We start from the raw sequence: 26,029 nt of genomic DNA on the forward strand, positions 1-26,029 counted from the left end.
GGCCAATCGATCATATCGCGAAGATTTAGGGAAAAAAAAAAACCGCCAGTCGGCGGTTTTTCAAACAAGAAGGTTGAGGATTACTCGTCAGCAGCAGATGGTGACTTTTTCTTCGGAATAAAGATGCTGTCGCCCACGGCCACATTCTGATAGAAGCTCCTGTCGCGCTTAGCAGGTTTCTTCGCTGTCGATTTTGCTTGCGGTTTGGCTTTCTTCTGCACCACCGCTTTTTTATGGTAATCCGGTTTGCGTGGTTTCAGACCGGTAAACTTGCCTTTCAGATCGTCGAAGTGGCTAAAGGTAATGTCCTGCTGCAAAAACGCTTCAACACGCTTAAAGCTGTCCCAATCTTTTGGCCCGACAAGCGAAATTGCGTCGCCTTTGTTGCCAGCACGTCCAGTACGGCCAATGCGATGCACATACTCTTCGGTGTGTTTTGGCATATCGAAGTTAATCACATGAGTCACGTTAGCAATATCCAAACCACGCGAAGCAATGTCGGTTGTAACTAAGATCTTAAACACCGCACGCTCAAACTGGCTCATGATGGTGTTGCGCTGGGTTTGGATTAACCCACCGCTCAGAGCCACCGCTTTGAGGTTTTGTTGGTTGAGTTTTTCCGTCAGGCGATCGGTGTCAGCACGCGTGGCGGTGAAAATGATCACCTGACGGTATTCGGCTTCGCTTAATACGCGATCCAGTAAGGCTTCTTTGTGATCAAGATGGTCACACAAGTAGAAACGCTGTGTGATGTCTTTGTGCTCTTCATTCGAAACACCGATGGAAATGCGCTTCGGTGAATCAAGCATTTCCGATGCGATGTCATTCACTTCCGCATGATCTAACGTCGCAGAAAACATGAGCGTCTGACGACGACGATGCTTGGCCGCGTTGTGGATCCGACGCAGCTCTGGGGCAAAACCGAGATCCAACATGCGATCGGCTTCATCTAGCACTAGCGTTTCCAGGCCGTCTAAATAAAGTGAGCGGTGCTCAAGATGGTCAGCCAAACGCCCAGGCGTGGCGACAATGAATTTCGGGTAGCGGCTGAGCGCTTTCACCTGATCATTGAAGTTTTCCCCACCAACAATCAAGGTCGCATCGTAAGACAAGCCCGCTAGCATAGAGCGCAACTCTCCGTACACCTGTTTGGCTAACTCACGGGTTGGCGCAAGAATGAGCGCTCGAGGATCTTTTGCAGATAATGCTTTGTTCTTTAAAGATTTGTGCAAAATCGGCAACACAAACGCAAGGGTTTTACCTGAACCGGTTTTGGACGATGCCAGCAAGTCTTTTCCTGCGATCGCCACGGGAATGGCTTGCTGCTGAATTTTGGTCGCTTGCTTGAAATCAAAATGTTTTAAGGTTTTCAACAAACGATTATCTAGGCCTAAATCTTTAAATTGCAAAGGGTTCTCCACTTATTCGCACCAGTCCAGACAGGCAAATTTTATGCTGGAAATGGCTTTTAAAAAACGCGCAATGATACCGCAAACCACTTGATAAAGGATAGAGATCACAGAAAATTAATCCACCTCTGCGGCCTAGTTTCAAGCTCAACATCCGCTAGCCGCGAGGTACAACGGGCAAAAAGTGAGTGTTTGGTCAAAAATTCAGGTATTTGCGCCTCTGCCACAGTTTAACTCACGCTTGTCACTTATACTGTTTACAATCATGGTGTCTTTATGATTGATATAAGCTTTATGATTGATCTAAGCAGTGACTAACTAAAAAGTAGAACAAGGAGTTTTTATGAACAAAATCCTAATTGCAGCTGCCGCAACGTCTGTCCTTTTACTGGCGGGGTGTGCATCAGGACCGGATGCACAGACCAAAGCGGCCATGTCGCAAGTTGACGATCTGAAGAATCAGGTTGAGATGCTGAGCAAAGAAGTCGCGGCATTGAAGAGCAATCAAGCCGATGCAGAAATGCGGGCCCAAAACGCCTCAATGGCAGCAAAAGAAGCATCAATGGCCGCGATGGCAGCACAAGAAGAAGCAGTGCGTGCTAACGAGCGTATTGATAATATCGCGCAATCTTATACCAAATAATCTTCACTCAGCGCCGGACTTAACCAAAGTCTGGCGCTGCCACTTCAACGGGCACCCCGTTTTGTGATGTCAGTACCGCTCTTGCTTTGCTGTCATCCAAATTGAGCTCTCCCATCCACCAATCCAACTCGATAGGCACAGTCAGTTCATCTTGTACACCGTTGCTGCGTGTCAGTGGTTCGTGCGCCTCAAGATAGACAATACGCCCCGGCTCCAAGCTGACTTTAACTGGCTGGTTGATAACCGCCACCTGCTCCCCTTTCTGCACTTGAGAGAACAGCCATTCGATATCTTTTGGCTCCATTCGAATGCAACCAGCGCTGACACGTAAACCGATACCAAAATCTTTATTGGTACCGTGGATCAAATAATCACCACTGCCATAGGCAAGACGCAGCGCAAATTCTCCGAGCGGATTTTCCGGGCCTGAGGGTACGATGGGAGGAAGTTCAATACCTTTCTTAAGATACTCTTTACGGATAGAAGCGGGCGGCGTCCACGTTGGGTTCGGTCGTTTTTCACTGATTTTGGTCACCATTTCTGGCGTGTCTCGGCCAATACGACCAATCCCGACTGGGAACACGTGTACCTTGTTGATTTCAGGCTCAAAATAGTAAAGACGCAGCTCGGCCAGATTGATCACTATGCCTTTGTATTCCACAGGCGGCAGGATCATCTGTGTTGGTACTGAGAGCACGTAACCCTCTTGCGGCAAGAAAGGATCAACCCCTTTATTGGCCGCCATCAAAGCAAGAAAACCGACATCGTAGTGCTTGGCAATATTGGCCATGGTTTCACCACTTTCAACCACATGGTGCTGAATGCGGCCAATCAAGCGGCTCCCTTCCCGCGGCAAATCAAATGTCGCCGCCCATAAACTGCCACTGGCCAACAGAGAAATAAAATAAGCCGATAATCGCGCCGTCTTGCCTTTCATCTAGTCGCTGTCCTTTGCTCTTTTGTACTCCGCTAAGGTTATCTCTCTTTCCCGTTTGTGATCAACCATCGGCGCTGGGTAACTGAGCATGCTTTTCCCAGGCCAGTTCCACGGCTGATGAATGTATTTATCGGGTACACTTGTCAGCTCAGGCACCCAGCGGCGAATGAAGCGACCATCCGGGTCAAATTTTTCCCCCTGACTGGTCGGGTTGAAAATGCGAAAATAGGGCTGACCGTCGCAACCTGTGGATGCCGACCACTGCCAGCCGCCATTATTGGCTGCAAAATCACCATCAATCAGATTTTGCATAAAATACTGCTCGCCATCGCGCCAGTTGAGGTGCAAATCTTTGGTGAGAAAACTCGCCACGATCATGCGCAGGCGATTGTGCATCCACCCGGTTTCGTTGAGTTGGCGCATCGCCGCATCGACTATCGGATACCCAGTTTGGCCTTGCTGCCACTTTGTAAGCCATGCTGACTTACCCGGCCAACAGAGTTTGTTTTCCCATTCGACAAAGCCCGCCCCTTTTACCAACTTAGGTTCAAACCAAATCAGATGTTGATAAAACTCGCGCCAGATCAGCTCACTCAGCCACGTTTCCCGCCCCGGCGATAAAAACGCTTGCTGCCAATGCAAACGCACGATGCATTGGCGTACCGACAACGCGCCTAACGCTAAATAGGGCGATAACTGACTGGTGCCAGCCACTGCGGGAAAATCGCGCTGCTTTTCGTAGGTATCCACCGACGTTGAGCAAAAGTCCCTGAGGCGCTGCAAAATCGCAGTGCTGTCTGCTGGCCAAGCATCGCTGGCTTTTCTCGGGAAAGAAAATGGCGCGTCAGGCGTTAAAATTTGCTCAGCCAAGCTTTGCGGTAAGTGACAAGGTGCAACCGCAGAAGAGGTGGCAATCACGGGCAGCGTAAACTGGCTTAACCAAGCACGTTTAAACGGGGTAAAGACTTTGAAGTACTCGCCCTGCTTGTTGCGCACTGAACCAGGTGGCATTAGACATTTGTCGTGAAAACTTTGTAGATGCATGCCGCTTTGCGCTAACTCAGCTTCCAGCCAATGGTCACGCGCCTGCTCATTCACTTCATATTCAGCATTGATCGCCACGCTATCTGCGCCGAGCCGCCGAGCCCAGCTAGCAACTTGTACTGCACTCTGTTGGTAAGTGTCCACTTCGGCGTAAAGCATAGGAATATTGAGCGCCGCGAGGTCGCGTTGCAACTCAGGTAAGCGACGCCAAATCCAGTCTGCTTGAATAGGCGCCATGTGCTGAGATTGCCACTGCTCTGGCGTGGCGACAAAACAGGCGACCACCTGCTGCGAGTTTTGTGTTGCATATTGCAAAGCGGGGTTATCGATCACGCGCAGATCGCGTCTAAACCAAACCAGTTTCATTGACTTTCCTGCTCAAAATGGAGTTTGCTCAGCACTTCTGACAGCGTGATCGTTGAATTTTGCTGTTGCAGTTGACGCACAATACTTTGCTGCTTCTCCTGCAGCGCACGATTGGAAAACAGGTGCACCCGCTGATATTTAGCTAACACATCGGCTTGCAGCAAACCACTGACATCATCAACGTGATCAATCAAAGTGATATGCCAGCCTTGATCGCTCAAACGCACTGCTTCTATCCAGCTTGCCAACGAATCGCTGCTTTCATAACTGATAATCAAACACTTACCTTTGCTCGCCGCTTTGTTCTCGGCATCCAATACGGCGGCTAAACGACGCACAAGGATCGAACGCAACAACCCTTTTTGCAGTGAACGGTTAGCGCTTTTCACCAACTCCACAGACTGCAATATCGGCGATAGAAACTGCTCACACACCACGTTGAAGGGGTACTCGCGCAGCACGGTGTTTAATAGGCTTTCCACTTTGCCTGCACTGAGATCGGCTAACGCAGAGAGCATAGCTTCGACTTCTTCAAGCGCTTGGCTCTCTAGGCGGCTAATATCGGCCGTTTGGCCCAACAAGGCCTGCACTTTACCAATCGCGACCCCTTTGGCCAGCCAGCCTTGGATATCGCGGATCATCGCCAAGTTTTCTTCATTGTATAGCCGATGACCTTTTTCGGTCCGTTGCGGCTGAACGAGATTGTAGCGACGCTGCCAGGCTCTGAGTGTCACTGGCTTCACGCCCGTCATTTCTGCCACTTCGCGGATGGCGTAGAGTTTCTCTTCTGTTTGCTTACAAACCATAACGTAACTTCAATTCCTGAGGATGAGGAGCCAAAAATTTCTGACTTTGCAGATAATCATCGGGATAAGTGTTGAGATAATGTTTTATCAGTGTCAGTGGCGCCAACAAAGGCAGCATGCCTTGACGATACTCGTCAATTGTTCGAGCCAACTCTGCTTTCTGCTCTTTATTGAGCACTTTCTTAAAATAGCCCTGCAAGTGCATCAACACATTGGTATTGTTTTTGCGACTGGCACGGTGGGTTAATGCACGCATCAAATCCTCTCGATATAAGGGGATAAAGGCTTCCAAGTCGTACTCAGCAATCGCGGCAACCAAGCGGCCAAGCTCACGATAGGATTGCGGGTGGTGCGCCATCAAGGTCAGTTTATAACGTGAGTGGAAATCGACAATGCTCTTGCGCGTACGCACGCGTGCCACATTCTGATTAAAATCATGCAAGCAATAAACGCGGGTGATGAAATTTTCACGCAATACCGGGTCGTGCAGTCGGCCATCTTCTTCTACGGGCAACCACGGCATTTTGCGCATCAAAGTCTGCGTGTATAAGCCGACCCCCTCTTTCTCCGTGCCATGCTGTTTATACACCTTGACCTTTTCCATACCACAGGTTGGCGACTTGGCGCAGACAATATAACCACTCAACTCTGCGTCCATCAGTTGCGATACTTTCTGTTCGGAATAGGCCAGCATTGCATGCGAGTAATCCTTGTCAGGATTTTTGCTCTCCACTAAAGCAATGCGTTCGGCGTCCGAGACCAAACGAATTGTCGGGCGTGGCACAGGCATGCCCATCCCCACTTCCGGACAAACAGAAACGAAATCCATATATGCGCCAAGATCCTGGACAACAAATCGACTCAGTTTGTGTCCAGCGTCAAATCTGACTTTATCGCCAAGCACACAGGCGCTGACGCCAACTTTGATACCTGTCTTTTCCATCACACCACACCTTGTACAAAAAAATCTCCTGTATAGATATAGCAAAAAAACCGTGAGTTATACAAACTTTCTTTTTGTATACGTACAGATTTTCGCAAACAGAATAGGTTACTTTATGATTAACAAGGTTAATATCTTGTGAGTACAGTCAACGAATCACATCATTCTCATTAACAGCCAGCCAAGTTTACTATTGGTTTGCCAGAGACAAATCGATTGCCTTTTTGCTTTCAACATATTTAGTTATCAATAGAGACACAAAGACATAAATCAAAGCAATCTGTGAGCACTGTCTCATGGAATATCCATTTATCTAGCTAGTATTGCCTCAACGAACAGAAACAGTTTCAACAGAATTGGTAATTAGAATTCACTTTTGATGATAATTACCTCAATAGAAATATTGGAGAACGCTATGGCAACCCCACACATCAACGCACAACCTGGTGATTTTGCAGAAACCGTCCTGATGCCAGGTGACCCGCTGCGCGCGAAATACATCGCAGAAACCTTCCTCGAAGACGTTAAACAGGTTTGCGATGTGCGCAACATGTTTGGCTTCACTGGCACTTACAAAGGGAAGAAAGTCTCTGTGATGGGCCACGGCATGGGCATCCCATCCGCGTGTATCTATGTGCACGAGTTGATTGCAGAGTACGGCGTTAAGAACGTGATCCGTGTCGGCAGCTGTGGCGCCGTACGTGACGACGTAAACCTGATGGACGTGGTCATCGGTATGGGTGCATCTACTGACTCTAAAGTGAACCGCATCCGTTTTAACGATCACGACTTTGCCGCTCTAGCAGACTACGGCCTGCTTGAAGAAGCGGTTAACCAAGCACGTGCGCAAAACGTCCCTGTAAAAGTGGGTAACGTGTTCTCTGCCGATCTGTTCTACACCCCTGAAGCTGATATCTTCGAGAAGATGGAGAAACTCGGCATCCTAGGTGTGGATATGGAAGCTGCGGGCATCTACGGCGTAGCCGCTGATCTCAAAGCAAAAGCGCTGACTATTCTGACCGTTTCTGACCACATCATCCGTGGTGAAAAACTGAGCTCAGAAGATCGTCAGAAGTCATTCAATGACATGATGAAAGTTGCTCTAGAAACCGCAATCAATATCTAAACTTTTGGCCGAGTTCGCTCGGCCATCCGAATAATCCCGAGGGGGTGATTGTGTCTAACGGCGAACTGCCAAAAGACGCAGATGGGTTACAACTCAACTTTTGTAAAACATTGGCGTGTGACAACTTTGGTCTGAGCGATGCAAAGCGATACGTTTTGCAACATGCGAACCCTAAGCGTCCAGCGATGGTCTGCCGTGAATGTGGTGCTTTCCCCCCCTTACTTAACAACCGTGAAGTGCTGAACGAGCTGCATCGCTTGCGTCAGCTTCACAGTGACGGCCTGCCAGCTTGCCGCAACGACGATTGCGCCAACTTTGGCCTATCCGTTCATACTCACAAACACCTCTACCATGCGTTTGGCTACAGTGGCGATCGACAAAGATATCGCTGCAAAAACTGCCAATCGACTTTTGTCGACAAATGGTCTGGGGCAAATAAAAAGCTGCAATTCCAAGAAAACTTGATGGGCCTGCTGTTTACGGGCTACTCAGTGCGAGAGATATGCCGCAAACTGCACATCAATCCCAAAACGTTTTACGATCACGTCGATCACATCGCTAGCCGTTGCCGCCGCAAATTGGCTACCATTGATGCGCGCTGGGTCAATCATGCGCAAAGTTATCAGCTTGCTTCCCATTATGTTCCGTTACAGCCGAACAGTGATAACGGCGTGTACTGGATCGCGTCTGGCGAGGCCCAATCCGGCTATATTCTCTGCCAACACGTCAACTACTCGGCCAATGAAGAACCTTTAGGCTCGGTGGATCATAACCCTTACGAGCCGGTTTCTCGTTTTGTCTCTCCCGATTACGTTGCCGAAGCCAAAGAAGCGGCAGGAGCACCGTCAGACTATTTACGCGAGCGGATTGATCAGAAATATCAAACTATTCTGGCACGTGGAAATGTGGAAGACCCGATAGGTAACATGACGGTGTTTAACTATCCGTCAAAAGGCGCAGTGGTTCGTCCGCCATACACTTCTTACGCTCACTATCTTCATGTATTGGATATGTGCAACGACGCTTGTCGTGTCTCGATTTACATGCCACAAGATCCATTGCTGCGCTCTGCGGCGCTGAGTGTTTGCCTCTCGCGGATCAAGAGCCAGAATGTTGACCTGATGTATGTTGAAGAAGATGCGGACTGGAAAATGGATCAGCCTTTTGAACGAGTCGATATTGTCTATATGAGCTGGTGGCGAGATCGCTGGGCAATCGCCAATCAAGGCGACATGCAAAAAGGCATCTGTTATCTTGCCGGCAATAATAACCATCCTGAACAATGGTTTAGTACCGCTACTACACGCAACATCGCCTTCTTCCAGCGTCGCTTCCAAGTTCTGTTTGAAAGCTTTATCAATGAACCAAGACGCAAACTCCGCCCCGGAGGCATTTTGTCACTGCTGGATATATTCAGAGCGTGGCACAATTTATGCTACCAAGACAAACAAGGGCAAACCGCTGCACAGCGGCTCGGCGTAACTGAAAAGCCACTGACACTCAAACAGCTTTTGTCCTAATGCAGCACTGTAGAAGGTTTAACCTGAGTTAAGAATGTGAAATAACGCCCAATATTCATAACCCAGCGGCAGCGAGCGGAACAATTAAGCCCGGATATAGTGCTAATTTTTGACACGTCAATATAATGAAAGTGTTAGACGCCCTCTTTACTGTCACGGATGTAAACTTTGGATAAAAGCCAATTTCAGTTAGATACAGAACTCAGACAGCTCAAGGCTCGCATCAATCAAGAGCCAGAAGCGGTATTCAAAGTCGCTGAACAGTGCTACGTCCGTGCGGAACAAATTCTCTACCCTGAAGGTGAAATTCGCGCGCTGCTGATCCTCTCGCAGTGCTGTTGGGACTTGATGGACTATCGCCGTGGGCTGAAGTTTGTTAAAGACGCCTACAGTAAACAAAACCGCTTAGATAACGACGATCATCTTCCGGAAATTCTCCATCTTCACGCCCTGCAATACTGGGGACAAGCCAAGTATTACTCCGCCCAGCAGTATTGGATAAACACTCTTGAACAATCCGCATTGGTTGATGAGGTGGCGATCCAAATTGAGGCTCTGATTGGCCTTGGCAATGTTTGGCGCATCACGACAGACTACAAACTTGCCGCCGCCACCCATGCACTCGCGGTTAAAGTCGCTAATAACGCCCGCATTGATTGGCTGGAAGGCAAAGCACGGATTTTGCTTGCCTGGGACTACTACCTGCTCAACAACTATGTGGAAATGTTAACCGTGCTGGACGGTGCAGCCGAAGTGCTTAAGGATTACCACGACAAAACATGGCAAGCCGAAATCTGGGATTTTCGTGGATTAGCCTTACTTGGGCTAGAGCGGCTTGACGCCGCCGACGAAGCGACGCAAAAAGCCCATGAACTCGCCGTTGAGCACAACCTGACGTGGATGAAAGCCCATTCGTATATAAGCCGAGCGCGCTTGGAACTACTGCGTAAAAATACCCTCAACGCGGCGAAACTGCTCGCGCAAGCAGAAGCGTCCGCCGTTCGTTTTGACAATGGCGAACTGCTCAGCCAAATTTGCTTTCAACAGTCTAAAGTCGCCGAAGAGCAAGGCAATTATGAGTTGGCATATCAAGCCTTTCAGAAATACCGCCGCCACTCACTGCAGATGCTCAGAGAACAAACCAGCCGCGTCAGCATGGACAAAGCTCGTGGCTCAAAAAGACAACTGGAGCAGCGCGCTCGTAAACTGATCAACCGCATACGCGCGCAGCACGAATATGATCCGGAAAAGCAATTTTCCAATGTGGTGTCCGAGACTTATTGGTGGGAACAACTGGTTCTGTTTAAGACCGAACTGAAAAAAGGCAACCACGCGGTGATCATGATCCGCCACAGCGACTCTGCGTATTTAGACGTTTGTACTGAACTGGCGCACAGCCTCTCCACCACTAAAGATCTGATTTCCCGTTTGAGCGCCGACCATGTTGCGATGCTGATCAGTGAAAAAGAACAGGCGGCCGAAGAGTTGTTCGCCATATTCTCCAGTATGCTGAGCATCTATCCTTGGAAACGCAAAGGTTTGAACGGCGCCCTACCCGAAATCACGCTGCACGACATTCTCACTTTTCCGTTTACGCTAGAGCAGTTGGAAGAGAGCCAAAGAAAAAAGACAAAGGTAAAGAAGCATGGAAAAGCTGCTGAATAAAGTCACCGATGCAGGTTTTGATCCTGCCTCCGTGGCCGGAGAAGAGGCCATTATTCTTTGGAATCATGTTCGCCAGCATGTTGCTTCCACCCGCAAAGAGCGCGCGCACTGCTACATCATCAGCGCGGAGTATCGCTACGAGTTAAAGCAGTTACAACTGAGCATTGACGAGTTGCGTCAAGCGCTTCAATTGCTTGAATTACCTGAAGACGCAGAAGACATTCTTACGGTTAAGGCCAGCCTGAGTGAACGATTGGTCGACATTGGTGACTACACCGCCGCACTCAATGAGTACATCTCCTCCTCTAATATTGCCGTTGAACACGGGTTTATTGATGAATATGTGACCACGATTGTCGGCATGGGTAACCTTTGCGATGCGTTTGGCGATCACAACCGCGCTCTGCGTTACTATCAAAAAATTGATGGTATTGACCACTCCATCAGCAGCCGCTCGCTGCGGCTACGTTATAAACTCTATCTGCTCTCCTGTTACATCCATTTAGGCCGTGTCAATGTGGCCAAGGATCTTTTAAAAGAGTGTGAAGAGCTGAGTATTCTGGTCAGCGATAAAATTCTTTCAGGGCAAGTTCTGCTTTACCAAGCCAAGCTGCACCGATTGCAGAACCAACACATGCAAGCCTTGCTGGCTCTGTCAAAAGCTCAGTACTCCTCAAGTAGCCTGCACTCGAACTGGCTGTCGATCATGAATCGTATCGAGCTAGCTTATTCGTTATGTGCGATTGGCAAACAAGAACTCGCCAATATGCTGCTGGTCAGTGCAGCGAAGAACATTGAGCTTAAAGCCTCTCCCATCGTTGCAAAGCAGTTTTACGACGCAATGAGTAAGGTATTAGCCGCGCAAGGTCGATTTAAAGACGCGTTGGCGTGTGAGAAAAAAGGTTTTCGCATTGAGTCGGATCTGATGAAACATATCCCGATCAGTGAACTTGGGGCAAGCCAGCTGCGCCGCATCTCCCGTTTTGATCTGCAACTGAAATTGATCCTCTCTGAGATTGAAAACAAGGAACTCAAAGAGACCACGCAGCAGCACAAAAATACCATGGCGCAGTTGCAGCAGGATGTGTTCACCGATCCGCTTACCGCGCTGCACAACCGACGTTGGCTGGACGTCAAACTCAAAGATCTGCTGCTGCATGAAACGCCGTTTGCGCTGATGGTGATCGATATCGACCACTTCAAATCTATCAATGATGAGCTGAGCCATTTAGTCGGTGATAAGGCGATCGTCAGCGTTTCACATGAGCTTGCCGCTTACTTTAGGTTTCGCGGTGCCTCATGCGTACGTTTTGGCGGAGAAGAGTTCTTAGTGATCTTAGAAAATACCGACCTCGCTAAAGCCGAGCTGCACGCAGAAAATTACCGCGAACGCATTTTCCAGTTTGGCTGGACAGAAATTTTAGGTGAACGCGGTTTGACCGTCTCAATCGGCATCACCCTACATCGTGATGGTGAAAATACCCAGCGCACCTTCTATCGCGCCGACAAAGCGCTCTACCGCGCCAAAGCCAACGGGCGCAATCAGGTTTGCACTGAAGAGTAACGCAGTGTGGGGTTTCCCACGCTGCTGTTTTTTCTCTAAAGCATCCCCCACTCGCGCCATCCCATCAGAGTCCATTCCCTCACCTAATATAATTCTGTATACTGCGCGCCTTATTTTTATGTGTGCTGAAAAATCAAGCGTGTCATAAGGATATGCAGAAAACATCACAACTTTTCTGATGATTAATCGCACCGACCATAAGCTACTTGGTTGTTTTGTCCATTTCATAGACAATCAGGCGCGACTCATCACAAACAATGATGTGTTCTTTCGATAATTGAACAGAGGTTAACTATGAATCTTTCAGCTAAAACCGTAGTGGTAATTGCAATCGGGGCGGCGCTTTACGGCATTGGTGGGTTGCCCATGTTTGGCATTCCGGTCTTTGCCAACACCACTCTCAAACCTGCGATGGCGGTCCTCGCGCTGTTTTCTGTTCTCTTTGGCCCTTTGGTCGGTTTTTTGGTTGGCTTTATTGGTCACTGGGTGACGGATCTGTTTGCCGGTTGGGGCGTGTGGCTAACTTGGGTTCTCGGCTCTGGTTTGGTTGGTTTGATTATCGGTTTCTTCCCATCTCTGACTCGCAATCGCTTAGAAAAAGGCGAATTTAGTATGAAAGACTTTGCCCTGTTCGTGCTGCTCGCGCTGCTTGGCAACGTGTTTGGTTATGGCTGCTCTGCGTTTCTCGATACCCTGTTATATGCCGAACCTTTCAGCAAAGTCTTTACCCAACTGACTATCATTGCCTCAGGTAACACCGTACTGATCGCCGTTGTGGGCTATTTCATTCTTAAATCGGTCGCGAAACGCAATAAACAAAGCCGCAACTTAACTGAGGCTTAATCGCGCATGACCATCGAATTTTCTAACTTCTCTTTTCGATATGAGTCGCTGGACAAACCGACGCTAAAAAATATCAATCTAAGGATAGAGAAAGGAGAGAAAATCGTCATCATTGGCCCAAGCGGCAGCGGCAAATCGACGCTTGGCCAATGCCTCAATGGGCTTATACCACATGCGGTTAAAGGAGAAATCTCTGGCAACCTATGCATTAATGGGCAAGATACTGGCCCTTTTGAGATGCACCAATTCACCGAGCAAGTGGGCACGGTATTGCAAGATACCGACAGCCAGTTTGTAGGGTTGAGCATTGGTGAAGATATTGCGTTCGCGCTGGAAAACCAACTGACTAGCAATATTGAGATGTACCCGCTGGTCAAAGCCACTGCGCGTATGGTCGATCTGGAGATGATGCTGGAGCGCTCGCCGCACGATCTCTCCGGTGGACAGAAACAGCGTGTCTCACTGGCGGGCATCTTAGTCGACCATGTCGATATTCTGCTGTTTGATGAACCGCTGGCCGCACTTGACCCGAAAACGGGTAAAAAGACCATTGAAATCATTGATGATCTGCACACACAAAGTGGCAAAACCGTGGTGATTATTGAACACCGTCTGGAAGATGTGCTGCATCGGCCAGTGGATCGCATCATCTTGATGGATAACGGCGAGATAATTGCCGACACCACACCTGACAAGCTGCTTGCTTCTTCTTTGCTGGCGCAGTACGGAATTCGTGAGCCGCTCTACCTTTCAGCCTTAAAAGCGGCGGGCTGCCAGCTTACTGAACATCATCATCCATCGAAGCTGTCGCACATCCCTGTCGAACCGTTTGCCGAACCGCTTCGCGCTTGGTTTGATGCCGCTACCAATGCCTCTGACTTCCCTTCGTCTGCTCCTCTTTTGCAAGTGCGTAATTTGACCTATTCCTATGATGGTGAGAAAAATGCGCTTGAGGGGATGAATTTCGACATTCAACGCGGAGAGTTTGTCTCCGTGCTGGGTAAAAACGGCTCAGGAAAATCCACCATCACCAAACTGCTGATGGGGGTACTGACGCCAGATGCAGGTGCAATGTACTTAAATGGCGACGACCTCAGTCTGTTGTCGATTTTTGAGCGCAGCCAAAAAATCGGCGTAGTGATGCAAAACCCCAATCATATGATCTCCCATCACATGATTTTCGATGAAGTCGCTTTTGGCCTGCGTAATCGTGGCCTCGACGAAATGCAGATCGAGAGCAAAGTGCTCGACGTTCTGGCGCTGTGTGGACTGAGCAAATATCGGCATTGGCCGATTGAAGCGCTGAGCTACGGACAGAAAAAACGCGTGACCATCGCCTCGATTCTCGCTTTAGAGCCGGAACTGTTGATCCTTGATGAACCGACCGCAGGTCAAGATTATCGCAATTACACCGCGATGTTGCGCTTTATCGAAAAACTCAACCGCGAGCTTGGCATCACGGTGATGATCATCTCGCACGATCTGCACCTAGTGCTTGAATACACCACACGTTCGCTGGTCATTGCCGACAGCAAATTGATCGCCGATGCGCCGATGACCCACGTTTTGAGCTCGCCCACTTTGCTCGATAGCGCCAACCTCACGATCACCAGTTTGTACCCGTTGGCGGAAAAATTTGCCATCGCAGACCGTGATGGGTTAATGCGCCACTTTATCGCCAGCGAGAAAGCCCATCGCGAGAAAGTCGACGAAAGTGAAACCTTGTCAACCGAGCGCTGTCACGAGAAGCAGGCATGAAAGAGACCAAAATGAAGTTTGGTATCAACTACATTGATACCCAATCGCCATTGCATCAACTTAACGGCATCACTAAGTTCGCCCTGTTTATCGCGTGGATCACGGTAGTACTCACTACCTTTGACTTACGGATGATTGGCTTGTTGATCATCGCAGGTCTTGGGCTGCTAAAACTCACCCGAGTGCCATTTCGCGTGTATAAACCTTTGCTGCTGGGTACCGCGAGTGTTCTGCTGCTCAACGCACTGTTCATGTTTGCCTTAGCTCCGCAGCAAGGCAGCGAATACATCGGCACTGCGCACGTACTGCTCTCGCTGCCCGGAGACTACTCGCTCACCCAAGAGACGCTGTTTTACCTAGTCACCGTGACGCTGAAATATTTCAGCATGTTCCCGATTGCGTTGGTGTTTGTCTTCACAACCCATCCGACGGAGTTTGCCGCGAGCCTTAACCGCCTCGGCGTGCCTTACAAAATCGCCTACGCGGTCAGTTTAACGTTGCGTTACCTACCGGAAGTGAAGAAAGATTTCGTCAATATCATGCACGCCCAGCAAGCTCGCGGAGTCGAACTCAGCAAGAAAGCACCGCTGTTTACGCGTTTGAAAAATGTCGCCAAAATTCTTGGCCCGCTCATTTTTTCCAGCTTAGAGCGCGCAGACCAAATTTCCAACGCGATGACACTACGCGGCTTTGGTCGGCATAATTCGCGTACTTGGTACAGTTTAAAACCGCTCAAACAAATGGATTATCTTTGCCTAACCGCGATTGTCGTGATCGTCGCGGCAGCGATTGGTAAGCGCTTACTCGACACGGCTCTATTCTGGTATCCGTGGTCGTAAAAACAGCGAGGCCCTGCATTATGCAGGGCCTCGCAATTTAGCATAGTGATTAGACTGCGGTGGTCGCAATCACCTCACTTGGCTGGGCTTTTTCAAGTTTAATCGCAATAAACTTGGAGGTTGGGGTAAATGTGCGTTCACCGTAACTCTCCAGCGGAACCAAAGGGTTAGTCTCAGGGTAATAGGCCGCAGCTTGCCCCGCAGGCATATCATACGCCACCAGCTCAAAGCCGCTCACACGGCGTTCCACGCCATCTTCCCACAAGCTCACCAAGTCGACTTTGTCACCCGCTTGATAACCCAAACGGCGAATTTCCTCTTGATTGACAAACAGCACATCACGTCGGCCAAATACGCCACGATAACGGTCGTTCAAACCATACAGCGTGGTGTTGTATTGATCGTGCGAGCGCAGCGTTTGCAAAATCAGATCCGGAATATCACCACGTGACGTAACGTGCTCATTCACCAATTGTGCTGGCAAAGCCGAAGGAGAAAACTGCGCTTTGCCACTGGCGGTATTCCACTCACGCCGCGCCGCCGCATTGCCCAGATAGAAACCGCCAGGGTGCTGCACGCGTTGGTTAAAATCTTTAAAACCGGGAATAGTCTGCTCAATCAAATCACGAATACGGCTGTAGTCGGCGATGGCCCAATCCCAGTCAATCGGGAAGTTGCCCAGCGTCGCTTTAGCAATCCCGGCCAAAATGGCGGGTTCAGAGCGCAAATGTGGCGAGCGCGGTTTCAACTGACCATACGAGAGGTGCACCATACTAAAGGTATCTTCCACCGTTACGCCTTGCGGGCCATCAGCTTGCTCGTCGATTTCAGTGCGACCCAAGCACGGCAGGATCAAGGCATCACGCCCGGTCACCAAATGCGAGCGGTTGAGTTTAGTGGCGATGTGTACCGTCAGCTCACAGTTACGCATGGCTTGGTGAGTGCGAGGCGTATCCGGTGTTGCTTGGGCGAAATTGCCACCAAGACCGATAAAGACTTTAGCGCGTTTTTCTTCCATCGCCTGAATCGCCTGCACGGCGTTGTGGCCATGTGAGCGAGGCACCTTAAACTGAAAACGTTTCTCCAGTGCATCAAGCAAAAACGCAGGCGGTTTCTCATTGATCCCCATGGTGCGATCGCCCTGCACATTACTGTGACCACGCACTGGCGATAAGCCTGCGCCCGGTTTGCCCACGTTGCCGCGCAGCAATTGCAGATTCACCACTTCCTGAATGGTTACTACCGAGTGGCGATGCTGCGTGAGCCCCATCGCCCAGCACATGATGACGCGATCGGCGTGGCGATAGATGTGCGCCAGCGACTCAATTTCATCGAGTTGCAAACCTGATTGATCAACAATTTGCTGCCAAGATGTTTGCTCAACGGCGGCTAAATAGGCGTCTAATCCGTTGGTGTGCTGACGAATGAACTCGTGGTCAAACACAGGTTCCCCGCCCTGCGCGTACGCTTCACGTTCCCATTGCAAAAGAAACTTCGCCATGCCGCGAAACACCGCCATGTCGCCGCCCAGCGCCGGATGATAATAAGCGCTGCTGGTCGGTTTAGAGCCGTTGCGTAGCATTTCAATCGGCAATTGTGGGTTTTGAAAACGCTCCAAACCACGCTCTTTGAGTGGGTTAAGGCAGACAACCTGTGCACCGCGTTTTACCGCCGCGCGCAGCGGTTCTAACATCCGCGGATGGTTAGTACCGGGGTTTTGTCCGACAATAAAAATCGCATCAGCGTGCTCAAAATCTTTAAACACCACCGTGCCTTTACCCACCCCGATGGTTTCAAACAGCCCGATCGCGCTGGCCTCGTGACACATATTGGAACAGTCGGGAAAATTATTGGTGCCAAAGGCACGCACAAACAGCTGATAGAGATAGGCCGCTTCGTTGCTGGCTCGCCCCGAGGTGTAGAATTCCGCTTCATCAGGCGACTGCAGCGCGTTGAGATGCTTGGCAACTAAATCAAATGCCTCTTGCCAAGAGATAGAGACATAGTGATCGCTACTCGCATCGTAGCGCATCGGATGGCTCAAACGACCTTGGTATTCCAACCAGTAGTCACTTTGCTTTGCCAACTCACTGACACTGTGCTGGGCAAAAAATTCCGGCTCGACTAAGCGGCTGGTGGCTTCCCAGTTGACGGCTTTGGCGCCGTTTTCGCAAAAATTGACCACGCCGTTTTCCGGCGATTCTCCCCAAGCGCACCCGGGACAGTCAAAGCCACCATTTTGGTTAGTCTTGAGCATCGCGCGTAGGTTACGAAAGGCATTGTCGCTGCCTAACCAGCTTTTCGTGACCGCTTTGAGCGCTCCCCAGCCACCAGCAGGGCCAGAATATTGTTCAATTTGTTCTTTTTGCTTCATGACGACACTCCTCGTTCGGAATGACAATGAACTCTGATTTACCACTCGGATTTATTAATGAGCGATAGAAAATAGCGATCCTAGCGTCAAGCACTTTGATTTCGGTGAAATAACGTTGAGGAGATAAAGTTCACTGACTGATTATTCAATGCCACAAATTATTTGGGGCGATTTTTATTTTAGATAGAGGTTAATCGCTATCTCTACGTTAGTCAAATTGATTGATTTAAATTTTAATTGATAGGAACTATCAGGATAATTAAATACAAAGCTTGCATTTTCATCACTTTTCTCGCTATTGCTCTCTTAAAAACAAAGCGTTGAGAGCCATCACTGCCAAACGGGTTAATATTTCAATCTTGATAGAGCTCATCTATCAATTGATAAAAACAATCAATTTGATCTGGGTCATTTTCAACTTTATTCTTGACCACAATCAAAGAAAGTGAAAATCAGCACAGAGTAAAAGCGTATTTAAAACTCAGAAACATTTCCGTAAATAGCTATTTTTTAACATTGAAAATCATTATTTAAATGAAGATTAAATGTTTTTATAAATTTTAATTTCTCTTTAATATTCGGAAATCAGCAAACTGATATATTCTGTAAATTAATTAAAATAGCTGTGGTATTGTGAGCGAAACATCTATTTTTTTGGTGAGATTGCTGTATTCCACTGAGACTTTGCCACGACCATCAATGCTTATTTATCGACCAACTCCAACCGCTATCATTACGCTACCCCGATCCGATTCACGACGTTTTTCTCTCGTGCGCCTTGAGTAGAAAGATATGGCGTTTTCAATAAGCGATGCGTACTCACCGATTGCAATCCGAAGCGCTGATCGTCAATATTGAGCAAAACGACTCAAGTCAGGCCGTTTCAATGCCTGCAACCTCTCTACGCTTGGCGGCTTAGGAAAGCACTATGGATATTAAGCAATTGAAATACCTCATTGCTCTCGACGAAACCCAGCATTTCGGGCAAGCCGCAGCGATGTGCCACATTACCCAGCCAACCCTGTCGATGCGTATCCGCAATTTAGAAGAGGAGTTGCAACTCACTTTGATTAACCGTGGCCAGCGCTTCGAAGGATTTACCGATGCAGGCGAGCGCATTCTCGCTTGGGCGCGCAGTGTGCTCGCCGCGCACGACGGTTTGCAAGCAGAAGCCGCCAACTGCCGCGGGCAACTGGTCGGGAATCTGCGTTTTGGCATGGTCCCTCTAGCCAGCCTTGACCCGATGACGTTGCTCAAGCCACTCACCCAACACTACCCAGATCTGCGCTATCAGCTCTTTTCGATGACCTCGGAACAAGTAGTTGACGCGTTAAACCGCAATCAGCTTGATCTCGGCCTTTGCTATCTCGATCAACTCGATACGCGCCAATTTGAGGTGTTTGAACTTCAACCTACCCGCATGGGGCTACTGCACGATAACCGTTATTTTTCCTTCGACCAGAGCGAAATGGCTTGGGAGAGTCTCGATAAGATCCCGCTTGGCTTGCTTACTCAGGGGATGCATTACCGCCGCTCGATTGACCTTAGTTTTCACAGTCACGCTATTGAACCGCACATTCAGTTAGAGAGTGACTCGACATTTCAGTTGCTGCAAGCGGTCAACGCCGGGCTATGTTGTACCATTATGCCACTCAATGGTGGCATGGAAGCCATGAACGAGCATCTGCGGATGATCCCGATCGCCAAAGCCAAGGTACACTCGCGGATTGGCCTACTGATTCGCAGCAGTGAACCGCGTTCGGTACTGGCTGAACGATGCTTTGCCAAAGCAAAGACGATATTTGCCGCCGACTCGCTCACCACGGCATAAAGAGAGAAAAACTCATGACCTGCACCATCACACCTCTGACGCAACTGAGTGAAACCAACTTCGCTGCACAAAAACCAGATCGTTATCAATATGTAGAGATGGATACCGGACGCACTCAAGGCAGTAAAGCGCTGGCGAGTGAAACAGCGCTCTCCATCAGTTTTAATGGCATCAGCTACGCGGTGATGATGGTGACACCGGGCAACATCGAAGATTTCGTTATTGGGTTTAGCCTCAGCAGCGGCGTGGTGCACTCAGCTCGTGAAATTCACGATATGCAGTTAAGCGTTGGCCAAGATTCACTGCATGCGGCGGTTGAGATCGCCAATCGCGCATTTTGGGCGTTGAAAAGCCAGCGTCGCCAGTTAGCCGGAACCAGCGGCTGTGGCATTTGTGGCGTGGAAGCGCTTGAGCAAGCTTTGCCATCGCTGGAAACACTGCCAGAGGTTGCGCCGCCTAAGCCAGCTTTGTTTTCTGGGCTACGTGAGCGCATTCAGCAAGCGCAAGTGTTGGCTCAACATAGCGGCGCATTGCACGCGGCGCTGTATGTCACTGACGTCGGTGAACTGGCGCTGTGCCGCGAAGATATTGGTCGTCACAATGCCTTGGATAAACTGATAGGCGCGATGGTGCAAGCAAACGTCAACCCAGAACAAGGATTTGTAGTGATGACCAGTCGCTGCAGTTTGGAGCTGATCCACAAAGCGGTGCGCGCCAGAATCGCCACCTTGGTGACGCTCTCGGCACCGACTTCACTGACGGTGCAATGGGCTCGCCGCCATCATTTGAACCTCGTCCATCTGCCCAAAAACAGCGCGCCGAGACTCTACAGCCCGGCGCCGCTTTGGGGAAACGAGCGACTCAAGCGAACTCACCAGTGAGTAAAAAGCAAGTTCGCTATGATGAATAGCTTAGCTCCAGCGCAAGACGCGCGTTTCGTTCCCTTCCTCTGGTTTGGCCGGAATATTGAGCGAGAGTAGCAAACTCACCCCAGCCATTGCCGCGCCAATGTAGAACACGCTGGAAGGCGAAACCAGCCAGATCACGCCAAAGGTCACCGGAATCACTACCGCCGCGATGTGATTGATGGTGAAAGCAACACCTGCGGTTGAGGCCATGTCTGCTGGATCAGCAATCTTCTGGAAGTAGGTTTTGATCGCCAGCGCCAGCGCAAAAAAGAGGTGGTCAATCACATACAGCGCGGCGGCCCACTCTGCACTTTTGACTAAGCCGTAGCCGACGAAGACAAAAATCAGCCCAACGTACTCAAACATCAGCGCCTTGCGCTCACCCACCACACCGATAAAACGGCCAATCCGTTTGGCAAACAAAAAGTTGAACAGATAATTGATCAAAAACAGCAGCGTAATATCTGCTGCCGAGTAGCCAAATTTTTCCACCATCAAAAAGCCCGCAAACACCGTGAAGATCTGCCGGCGTGCACCACTCATAAAAGTGAGGGCGTAGTAGAGCCAGTAGCGCTTACGCAGTACCAGCTTCTTATTTTGTTGTACCTCGGTTTTAAACTGCGGAAAAGCAAACACCATCACCAGCACCAACACGAACCCGACACTACCAGCAATCAGATACACAGTGCGAAAATCGAATTTCAGTTGCTCCAACATTAACCAAATCGAGCCGTAAGTAACCAGCGAAGCCAGTGCGCCCACTGAGACATATTTACCCAGCATTTCCGGCGCTTCCGCTTTACTCAGCCACTGTAAGGAGAGCGACTGCTTGAGGGTTTCAAAGTAGTGAAAGCCCGTCGACATCAATAACGTAGTCAGCAGCAGACCAAACAGGGAAGGAAACAGTCCGGTGATCGCCGTGCCGAGCGTGAGCATTGCCAGTGAAATCAACATGAAGCGTTGTTCACGAATAAACAGTAAGACAAATACCACGGTAAAAGCGAGAAAACCGGGTATTTCACGCACACTTTGCAATAAACCAATATCCGCACCATCAAAGTTGGCTTTTTCTATCACAAAGTTATTGAGAAGCGCCATCCAAGTGGAGAAGGCGATAGGCACGATGATGGAAACGAGCAGTAAGAAGTTTTGCGGTGTTTTCCAACCTTGGCGGTTTGCGGTCATGAGCTGTCCCTAGTTTTGACGTGAATAAGCCCAGCGCGGCCGATTCAGAACAGTCGTCATCATACTCTGCTGGCATTCAAAGGTGAAATTATTGTTACAAAAGGTATCGGTGGGAAGAAAAGGATAAAAAAGCCCCCCGAGATGGACAATCTTCGGGGGGCTCAATCGACTTCGAACAGTGAGGAATAGAGGCTCTACTACTTCGCTTTATCCAAATCTGCGAGTAGGGTTTCAACCGCGACTTTCAGTTGTCTGTCGTAATTTTTGGCTATGTCTTCCGGCGAGTTGTAAACCAACACATCCGGAATCACCTCTTGGTTTTCAAACCACTGCCCTTGGTCGTCTTTAAAACCAAGTTGAGGCACACCGTAGACGAGTCGAGACTCTTGCTGAGGCTCCCACAACACCGCCGTGCCTGTACCCGGCACCCGTTCACCGACCAATTGGCCAATGCCTTCACGCTTGTAGAAATAGGGCACAATCGAACCGTCAGAATAGCTCGCCGCATTGGCCAACATGACACTCGGCTTCGCCCAGCGGCGCTCAGGGAAAGTCGACAACTGATAGCCGTCACGAGTGACTTGGGCGCTGTGGCGCGTACCGGAGAGCACTTCCATGAGTTGGTCGTGCAAATTGCCGCCCATGTTGTAGCGAATATCGACAATCACACCTTCTTTGTCGTTGTACTCACCAAACAACTCATTAATCAACCTTTCGTAAGAGATCGGTCCCATCTCTGCCACATGAACGTAACCCAAGCGCCCTTCAGACCATTCCTCCGTCAGCGCTTTGCGCTCGTCAACCCAATGCTCATAGGCCAGTTCCGCTTCGCGGCCCAGATCAATCGCCACCAATTGGGTCTCTTGCGGCTCTTTTTCTCCCGGGCTCAGCACATTCAGACGCACCATTTTACCGACTTTGCCATCCAGTAGCGGATAAATGTTCATCTCTGGCGTGATTTCTTGGCCATCCACCGAGTAAATAATGCTGCCCGGTTTGATGATGGTCTGATAGGTGTCAGCAGGACCCGCAGGCAGCACGGCCTTAATACGCACCCCTTTTCCACGGTAGTTGTCATCATAGAAAAGCCCTAAAGAAGCTTGTTCTGGCCAGCCAGATTTTCCGTCAAGGAAGAACGCGCCAGTGTGTGAGGCATTGAGCTCGCCCGACATTTCACTCAGCAGCTCGGCGAAATCTTGGTAGGTACGGATTCCAGCCAAGTGCTTGCGGTACGCCTCACCGTAAGCGGCCCAATCCACGCCATGCAGCCCTTTGTCGTAAAACTTGCTTGCGGTTAAACGCCAAGCATGGTCAAAAATGTACGCCACTTCTGCGCTAAAGTCGTAATTGGCTTCAGCTTGGTAGTCGACATAGTTGGATTCGCCACTCGGCAGATGAAGCTCTTCAATACCGTGATCGCCAATCAGCACCAGTGTCTCACTGTCTGGCTCCATTTCGATCGCTCTCACCTCTTCCGCCGCACGGGTAAACAACACTTCGGTGCTGCTATCTTCAATCATGATCTTGGTGAACTCGACACTATCGCCAACTTGGTTTGCCACCAACAGCGCTTTGTTATCACTCGAGAGGTAGGTAAAGCGTGGCAACATGGAGTACGGCGTGATGCGGTAAGTACGATGCTTGAGTCCGCGCGGCTCAACCAGCGTATCGATAGGCATCGCTTGCTCACCCTCTTCGCCCTTGTCGAGCGCGATTTCTCGATCAAGCCACTTCTGCTCTTTACTTTTCTTTAGATCGTAATCGGCCTTTTGGTTGAGCACCGTGACGTAGACATCCGACTGCACTGCCCAATCGTCGATATCACGCAGGCTGTTTCTGTCGGTTAACCAGTAGACCATCTGTCCATCGGCGCTAAATTTCGGCTCACCTTCAACAAAACCGCTGTTGGTGATCTGTACTGGCGCTTCGCTGCCGTCGGCTTTCAACAGCACGATATCGGCATTGTAAACCGCACGGTTACGCGTCACCAAATATTGGCTGTCGGGCGACCATGCGTAGCTTAGATCTTGGTCATAGTAGGAATAGAGCTGGGTATCATTGAGTAACACATAGTGTTTATCTTCTTCCAGATTGTAGACTTTAAGCGTGTTGCTGTTTTCACGGTACGCCAGCTTTTTGCCATCAGGCGAGTAGAGTGGCTGAGTTTGATCAACTGGCTCATCCGACAATTGCTCTTCTTGCACATCCAATGAGGTGGAAAAGCTTTTGCCCGTATCGTTCACATAACTGTGGAAGATATCCCAGTTGCCATAGCGCTCTGAAGCATATACCAGCGACAAACCGTCAGCCGAGAAAGAGACATTTCGCTCTGCTTGCGGGGTTTTGGTAATGCGTTTGGTTGCCCCCGACAGCAGCGACACGGTATAGACATCGCCACGGGCCACTATCGCCACTTCAGGCGCCACCGGCGAAACCGCGATTTCTGTCGCTTCATAATTGAGATTAACGAAGTGTTTGCCTTGCCCGAGAAACACCTGACGGATATTGACCTCAACTGGCTTTGCGGCGGACTCACTCGCCGCTTTATGCCAGATCTGCCCGTCAAAGCCGTAGGCGAGATCGCCTTGTTGGCTGGTTGAAAGAAAACGCACAGGCAAAAACTCGTGCTGGGTGATTTGCACTGGTTTATCCGCTTCATTCAACCCTTTTTGCCAAATGTTGAAGCTGCCTGAGCGCTCCGACAAATAGAAGAGCGACTGCCCATCGGCAGACCAAACGGCATCGCGATCTTCACCACGGTATTGTGTGATACGGCTGTGTTTGCCTGTTTGTGGATCAAAGCGCCAGATGTCGCGCGCTGCGTCAGAGACATCGCGTTTACGCCATTGCTGTTCCATCGGGGATGGCAGATCGGTATAGAGATACTGGCCATTTTTCCCATTGATGGACAAACTGCTGAGCGGATTCGACAGCATCAACTTTTCTCGCCCACCTTCTGCATTCACCGCATACAGCTGCGCAGACGCGGTGCCGGCAAAGCCATTGTTCACGCTGGTATCGGCATCGCCCAAACGCGCTGAGCTGAAGTACACCTGTTTGCCATCGGCGCTGAAAGCGTAAGGCACATCTTTGCTGAAGTGGTAAGTTAAACGCTTCGCTTCGCCACCGTGCAGCGAAGTGATGAATACGTCACCCGGGCCAAAGCGGTCAGCATTGAAAGCGATCGACTGACTGTCTGGCGACCAAACTGGGTGCTCGCTGTAGCTGTCAGCCGAGGTCAGTGGCAGCGCATCACCCCCTTGCGAAGGCACCAACCAAATCTGTCCGGCATAGGTAAAAGCGATATGTCGGCCATCTGGCGACAAGGCAATATCGCGCATCCAAGTTGGGGATGGCATTTCGGTCTTTGGAACAACACTTTCCTGAGCAACGCTCATCATTGGGCAAGCGAGAGTCATCGCCAACACCACGGAGCTAGGAGTCAAACGTCGCAATTGCATCAGTTTTCCTTATTACTTTTTAGTTATTTAATGTGACCTGTTTATTCAACAGTGACAGGGCATCCTATTACAGAACAAAATCTTTCTGAACAAAAAAATGGCCACAAAAAATGGTGCAACTGCTCACTTATCAGCCAAGCATCCAATAACTCTGCTGAAACCTCCGCAAACCTCGGCGATTTTCTTTGGTTTTTCCTGAAATCAACTCACTAAATTTATTAACAAAAAACCTGGTTTTTATGATTTTTTCTGGTTAGATTGGTTAAAAAACAACAAACAAGGAGAAAAGCATGGAAATTATCGTTCGTCCGACTTGCGTTGATGACGCGCAAGCACTGGTGGAACTCTATTCACAACCGAAAGCGCAACGTGAAACCCTGCAACTCCCAAAACCGTCAGTAGCAATGTGGAAAGAACGCTTATCGAATATTCCCGCCGGAGTGTATAGCTATGTTGCGGTTGTCGATGGCAAAGTGGTCGGCAATATCGGCTTTCACCATTCTCAACGTCCGCGCACCGCGCATACCGCCTCATTTGGTATTGGCGTGCATGACGACTATCACGGCTTGGGGATTGGCAGTAAGTTGATCGAAACGGTGACCGAGCTGGCAGACAACTGGCTTAACGTTCACCGTATTCAGATTGAAGTCAACAGCGATAACGAAAGAGCCATCGCCCTGTATAAGAAACATGGCTTTGTGATTGAGGGAGAGGCGGTGGATGCGTCATTTCGCGATGGTCAGTTCATCAATACTTACATCATGGGGCGCATTCGCCAACGTGCTAGTTAAAGCGCAATCATAGGTT

19 protein-coding genes are annotated in these 26,029 nt (G+C 49.6%); 11 read left to right on the plus strand and 8 right to left on the minus strand.

Features of this window, described 5'->3' with window-relative positions; translation table 11 throughout:
- Positions 1 to 80: 80 nt before the first annotated feature.
- Entirely contained in the window at positions 81 to 1,421 is a 1,341-nt protein-coding gene (locus UF06_RS00205) for a DEAD/DEAH box helicase (RefSeq protein WP_045568637.1), read from the minus strand.
- A gap of 331 nt (positions 1,422 to 1,752) precedes the next feature.
- On the opposite strand from UF06_RS00205, the gene UF06_RS00210 reads away from it, so the two are divergent.
- The gene (locus tag UF06_RS00210; protein ID WP_045568638.1) at positions 1,753 to 2,052 is read left to right on the plus strand and encodes an Lpp/OprI family alanine-zipper lipoprotein; all 300 of its coding nucleotides are present in this window, start codon (positions 1,753 to 1,755) and stop codon (positions 2,050 to 2,052) included.
- A 19-nt stretch (positions 2,053 to 2,071) separates the two neighbouring features.
- Here the strand turns inward: UF06_RS00210 and UF06_RS00215 are convergent, their stop codons facing one another.
- Genes UF06_RS00215 through UF06_RS00230 form a run of 4 tightly spaced genes read right to left on the minus strand, consistent with a single transcriptional unit; the run spans position 2,072 to position 6,148 of the window.
- Positions 2,072 to 2,989 (minus strand): L,D-transpeptidase family protein, encoded by a 918-nt coding sequence (locus UF06_RS00215; protein WP_045568639.1) that lies wholly within the window; start codon positions 2,987 to 2,989, stop codon positions 2,072 to 2,074.
- Positions 2,990 to 4,399 carry a deoxyribodipyrimidine photo-lyase gene (gene phrB, locus UF06_RS00220; RefSeq protein WP_045568640.1) on the minus strand — a complete coding sequence of 470 codons (1,410 nt, stop codon included), beginning with the start codon at positions 4,397 to 4,399 and terminating at the stop codon, positions 2,990 to 2,992.
- On the minus strand, positions 4,396 to 5,205 hold the full coding sequence (locus UF06_RS00225) for a MerR family transcriptional regulator (RefSeq protein ID WP_045568641.1): 810 nt from the start codon (positions 5,203 to 5,205) through the stop codon (positions 4,396 to 4,398). The genes phrB and UF06_RS00225 overlap by 4 nt, the downstream gene beginning before the upstream one ends.
- On the minus strand, positions 5,195 to 6,148 hold the full coding sequence (locus tag UF06_RS00230) for a DUF523 and DUF1722 domain-containing protein (protein ID WP_045568642.1): 954 nt from the start codon (positions 6,146 to 6,148) through the stop codon (positions 5,195 to 5,197). The genes UF06_RS00225 and UF06_RS00230 overlap by 11 nt, the downstream gene beginning before the upstream one ends.
- 415 nt (positions 6,149 to 6,563) lie before the next feature.
- On the opposite strand from UF06_RS00230, the gene deoD reads away from it, so the two are divergent.
- From deoD to UF06_RS00265, 7 genes are all read left to right on the plus strand, one after another.
- Entirely contained in the window at positions 6,564 to 7,274 is a 711-nt protein-coding gene (gene deoD / locus UF06_RS00235; protein WP_045568643.1) for a purine-nucleoside phosphorylase, read from the plus strand.
- A 50-nt stretch (positions 7,275 to 7,324) separates the two neighbouring features.
- Positions 7,325 to 8,794, plus strand: a complete 1,470-nt coding sequence (locus tag UF06_RS00240) for a lactate dehydrogenase (RefSeq protein ID WP_045568644.1) — start codon at positions 7,325 to 7,327, stop codon at positions 8,792 to 8,794.
- A 168-nt stretch (positions 8,795 to 8,962) separates the two neighbouring features.
- Positions 8,963 to 10,459: a hypothetical protein gene (locus UF06_RS00245; protein WP_045568645.1), complete on the plus strand. Its 1,497-nt coding sequence runs from the start codon at positions 8,963 to 8,965 to the stop codon at positions 10,457 to 10,459.
- Positions 10,440 to 12,023: a GGDEF domain-containing protein gene (locus UF06_RS00250; RefSeq protein ID WP_045568787.1), complete on the plus strand. Its 1,584-nt coding sequence runs from the start codon at positions 10,440 to 10,442 to the stop codon at positions 12,021 to 12,023. Before UF06_RS00245 ends, UF06_RS00250 begins: the two co-directional genes overlap by 20 nt.
- A 294-nt stretch (positions 12,024 to 12,317) precedes the next feature.
- A complete protein-coding gene (locus tag UF06_RS00255; RefSeq protein ID WP_045568646.1) occupies positions 12,318 to 12,866 on the plus strand; it encodes an ECF-type riboflavin transporter substrate-binding protein in 549 nt (182 codons plus the stop codon).
- 6 nt (positions 12,867 to 12,872) lie between these two features.
- The gene (locus UF06_RS00260; protein WP_045568647.1) at positions 12,873 to 14,624 is read left to right on the plus strand and encodes an ABC transporter ATP-binding protein; all 1,752 of its coding nucleotides are present in this window, start codon (positions 12,873 to 12,875) and stop codon (positions 14,622 to 14,624) included.
- The gene (locus UF06_RS00265; RefSeq protein ID WP_045568648.1) at positions 14,621 to 15,463 is read left to right on the plus strand and encodes an energy-coupling factor transporter transmembrane component T; all 843 of its coding nucleotides are present in this window, start codon (positions 14,621 to 14,623) and stop codon (positions 15,461 to 15,463) included. The genes UF06_RS00260 and UF06_RS00265 overlap by 4 nt, the downstream gene beginning before the upstream one ends.
- 49 nt (positions 15,464 to 15,512) lie before the next feature.
- Here the strand turns inward: UF06_RS00265 and UF06_RS00270 are convergent, their stop codons facing one another.
- On the minus strand, positions 15,513 to 17,837 hold the full coding sequence (locus UF06_RS00270; protein WP_045568649.1) for an FdhF/YdeP family oxidoreductase: 2,325 nt from the start codon (positions 17,835 to 17,837) through the stop codon (positions 15,513 to 15,515).
- A gap of 928 nt (positions 17,838 to 18,765) precedes the next feature.
- Here UF06_RS00270 and UF06_RS00275 point away from each other — a divergent pair.
- Both UF06_RS00275 and fdhD read left to right on the plus strand, forming a co-directional pair.
- A complete protein-coding gene (locus tag UF06_RS00275) occupies positions 18,766 to 19,668 on the plus strand; it encodes a LysR family transcriptional regulator (RefSeq protein WP_045568650.1) in 903 nt (300 codons plus the stop codon).
- A gap of 14 nt (positions 19,669 to 19,682) precedes the next feature.
- Positions 19,683 to 20,549 carry a formate dehydrogenase accessory sulfurtransferase FdhD gene (fdhD, locus tag UF06_RS00280; RefSeq protein ID WP_045568651.1) on the plus strand — a complete coding sequence of 289 codons (867 nt, stop codon included), beginning with the start codon at positions 19,683 to 19,685 and terminating at the stop codon, positions 20,547 to 20,549.
- Between the two features lie 30 nt (positions 20,550 to 20,579).
- On the opposite strand, the gene UF06_RS00285 is transcribed toward fdhD, so the two are convergent.
- Together UF06_RS00285 and UF06_RS00290 are read right to left on the minus strand one after the other, a co-directional pair.
- The gene (locus UF06_RS00285; protein WP_045568652.1) at positions 20,580 to 21,761 is read right to left on the minus strand and encodes an MFS transporter; all 1,182 of its coding nucleotides are present in this window, start codon (positions 21,759 to 21,761) and stop codon (positions 20,580 to 20,582) included.
- Positions 21,762 to 21,958: 197 nt separating this feature from the next.
- Positions 21,959 to 25,120, minus strand: a complete 3,162-nt coding sequence (locus UF06_RS00290; RefSeq protein WP_226972228.1) for a S41 family peptidase — start codon at positions 25,118 to 25,120, stop codon at positions 21,959 to 21,961.
- 392 nt (positions 25,121 to 25,512) lie between these two features.
- Between UF06_RS00290 and UF06_RS00295 the strand changes: the two genes are divergently transcribed.
- Positions 25,513 to 26,013 carry a GNAT family N-acetyltransferase gene (locus UF06_RS00295; protein ID WP_045568654.1) on the plus strand — a complete coding sequence of 167 codons (501 nt, stop codon included), beginning with the start codon at positions 25,513 to 25,515 and terminating at the stop codon, positions 26,011 to 26,013.
- The last annotated feature ends 16 nt before the right edge of the window (positions 26,014 to 26,029 follow it).

The sequence above is a fragment of the Vibrio sp. S234-5 genome (genome assembly GCF_000960595.1).
GTDB lineage: Bacteria > Pseudomonadota > Gammaproteobacteria > Enterobacterales > Vibrionaceae > Vibrio.

Coding starts and splice junctions, on each gene's coding strand:
- UF06_RS00255 (WP_045568646.1), top strand. CDS start 12,318: ATGAATCTTTCAGCTAAAACCGTAGTGGTAATTGCAATCGGGGCGGCG.
- UF06_RS00285 (WP_045568652.1), bottom strand. CDS start 21,761: ATGACCGCAAACCGCCAAGGTTGGAAAACACCGCAAAACTTCTTACTG.
- UF06_RS00230 (WP_045568642.1), bottom strand. CDS start 6,148: ATGGAAAAGACAGGTATCAAAGTTGGCGTCAGCGCCTGTGTGCTTGGC.
- UF06_RS00295 (WP_045568654.1), top strand. CDS start 25,513: ATGGAAATTATCGTTCGTCCGACTTGCGTTGATGACGCGCAAGCACTG.
- UF06_RS00250 (WP_045568787.1), top strand. CDS start 10,440: ATGGAAAAGCTGCTGAATAAAGTCACCGATGCAGGTTTTGATCCTGCC.
- UF06_RS00225 (WP_045568641.1), bottom strand. CDS start 5,205: ATGGTTTGTAAGCAAACAGAAGAGAAACTCTACGCCATCCGCGAAGTG.
- fdhD (WP_045568651.1), top strand. CDS start 19,683: ATGACCTGCACCATCACACCTCTGACGCAACTGAGTGAAACCAACTTC.
- phrB (WP_045568640.1), bottom strand. CDS start 4,399: ATGAAACTGGTTTGGTTTAGACGCGATCTGCGCGTGATCGATAACCCC.
- UF06_RS00270 (WP_045568649.1), bottom strand. CDS start 17,837: ATGAAGCAAAAAGAACAAATTGAACAATATTCTGGCCCTGCTGGTGGC.
- UF06_RS00260 (WP_045568647.1), top strand. CDS start 12,873: ATGACCATCGAATTTTCTAACTTCTCTTTTCGATATGAGTCGCTGGAC.
- UF06_RS00215 (WP_045568639.1), bottom strand. CDS start 2,989: ATGAAAGGCAAGACGGCGCGATTATCGGCTTATTTTATTTCTCTGTTG.
- UF06_RS00275 (WP_045568650.1), top strand. CDS start 18,766: ATGGATATTAAGCAATTGAAATACCTCATTGCTCTCGACGAAACCCAG.
- UF06_RS00210 (WP_045568638.1), top strand. CDS start 1,753: ATGAACAAAATCCTAATTGCAGCTGCCGCAACGTCTGTCCTTTTACTG.
- UF06_RS00290 (WP_226972228.1), bottom strand. CDS start 25,120: ATGCCATCCCCAACTTGGATGCGCGATATTGCCTTGTCGCCAGATGGC.
- UF06_RS00265 (WP_045568648.1), top strand. CDS start 14,621: ATGAAAGAGACCAAAATGAAGTTTGGTATCAACTACATTGATACCCAA.
- deoD (WP_045568643.1), top strand. CDS start 6,564: ATGGCAACCCCACACATCAACGCACAACCTGGTGATTTTGCAGAAACC.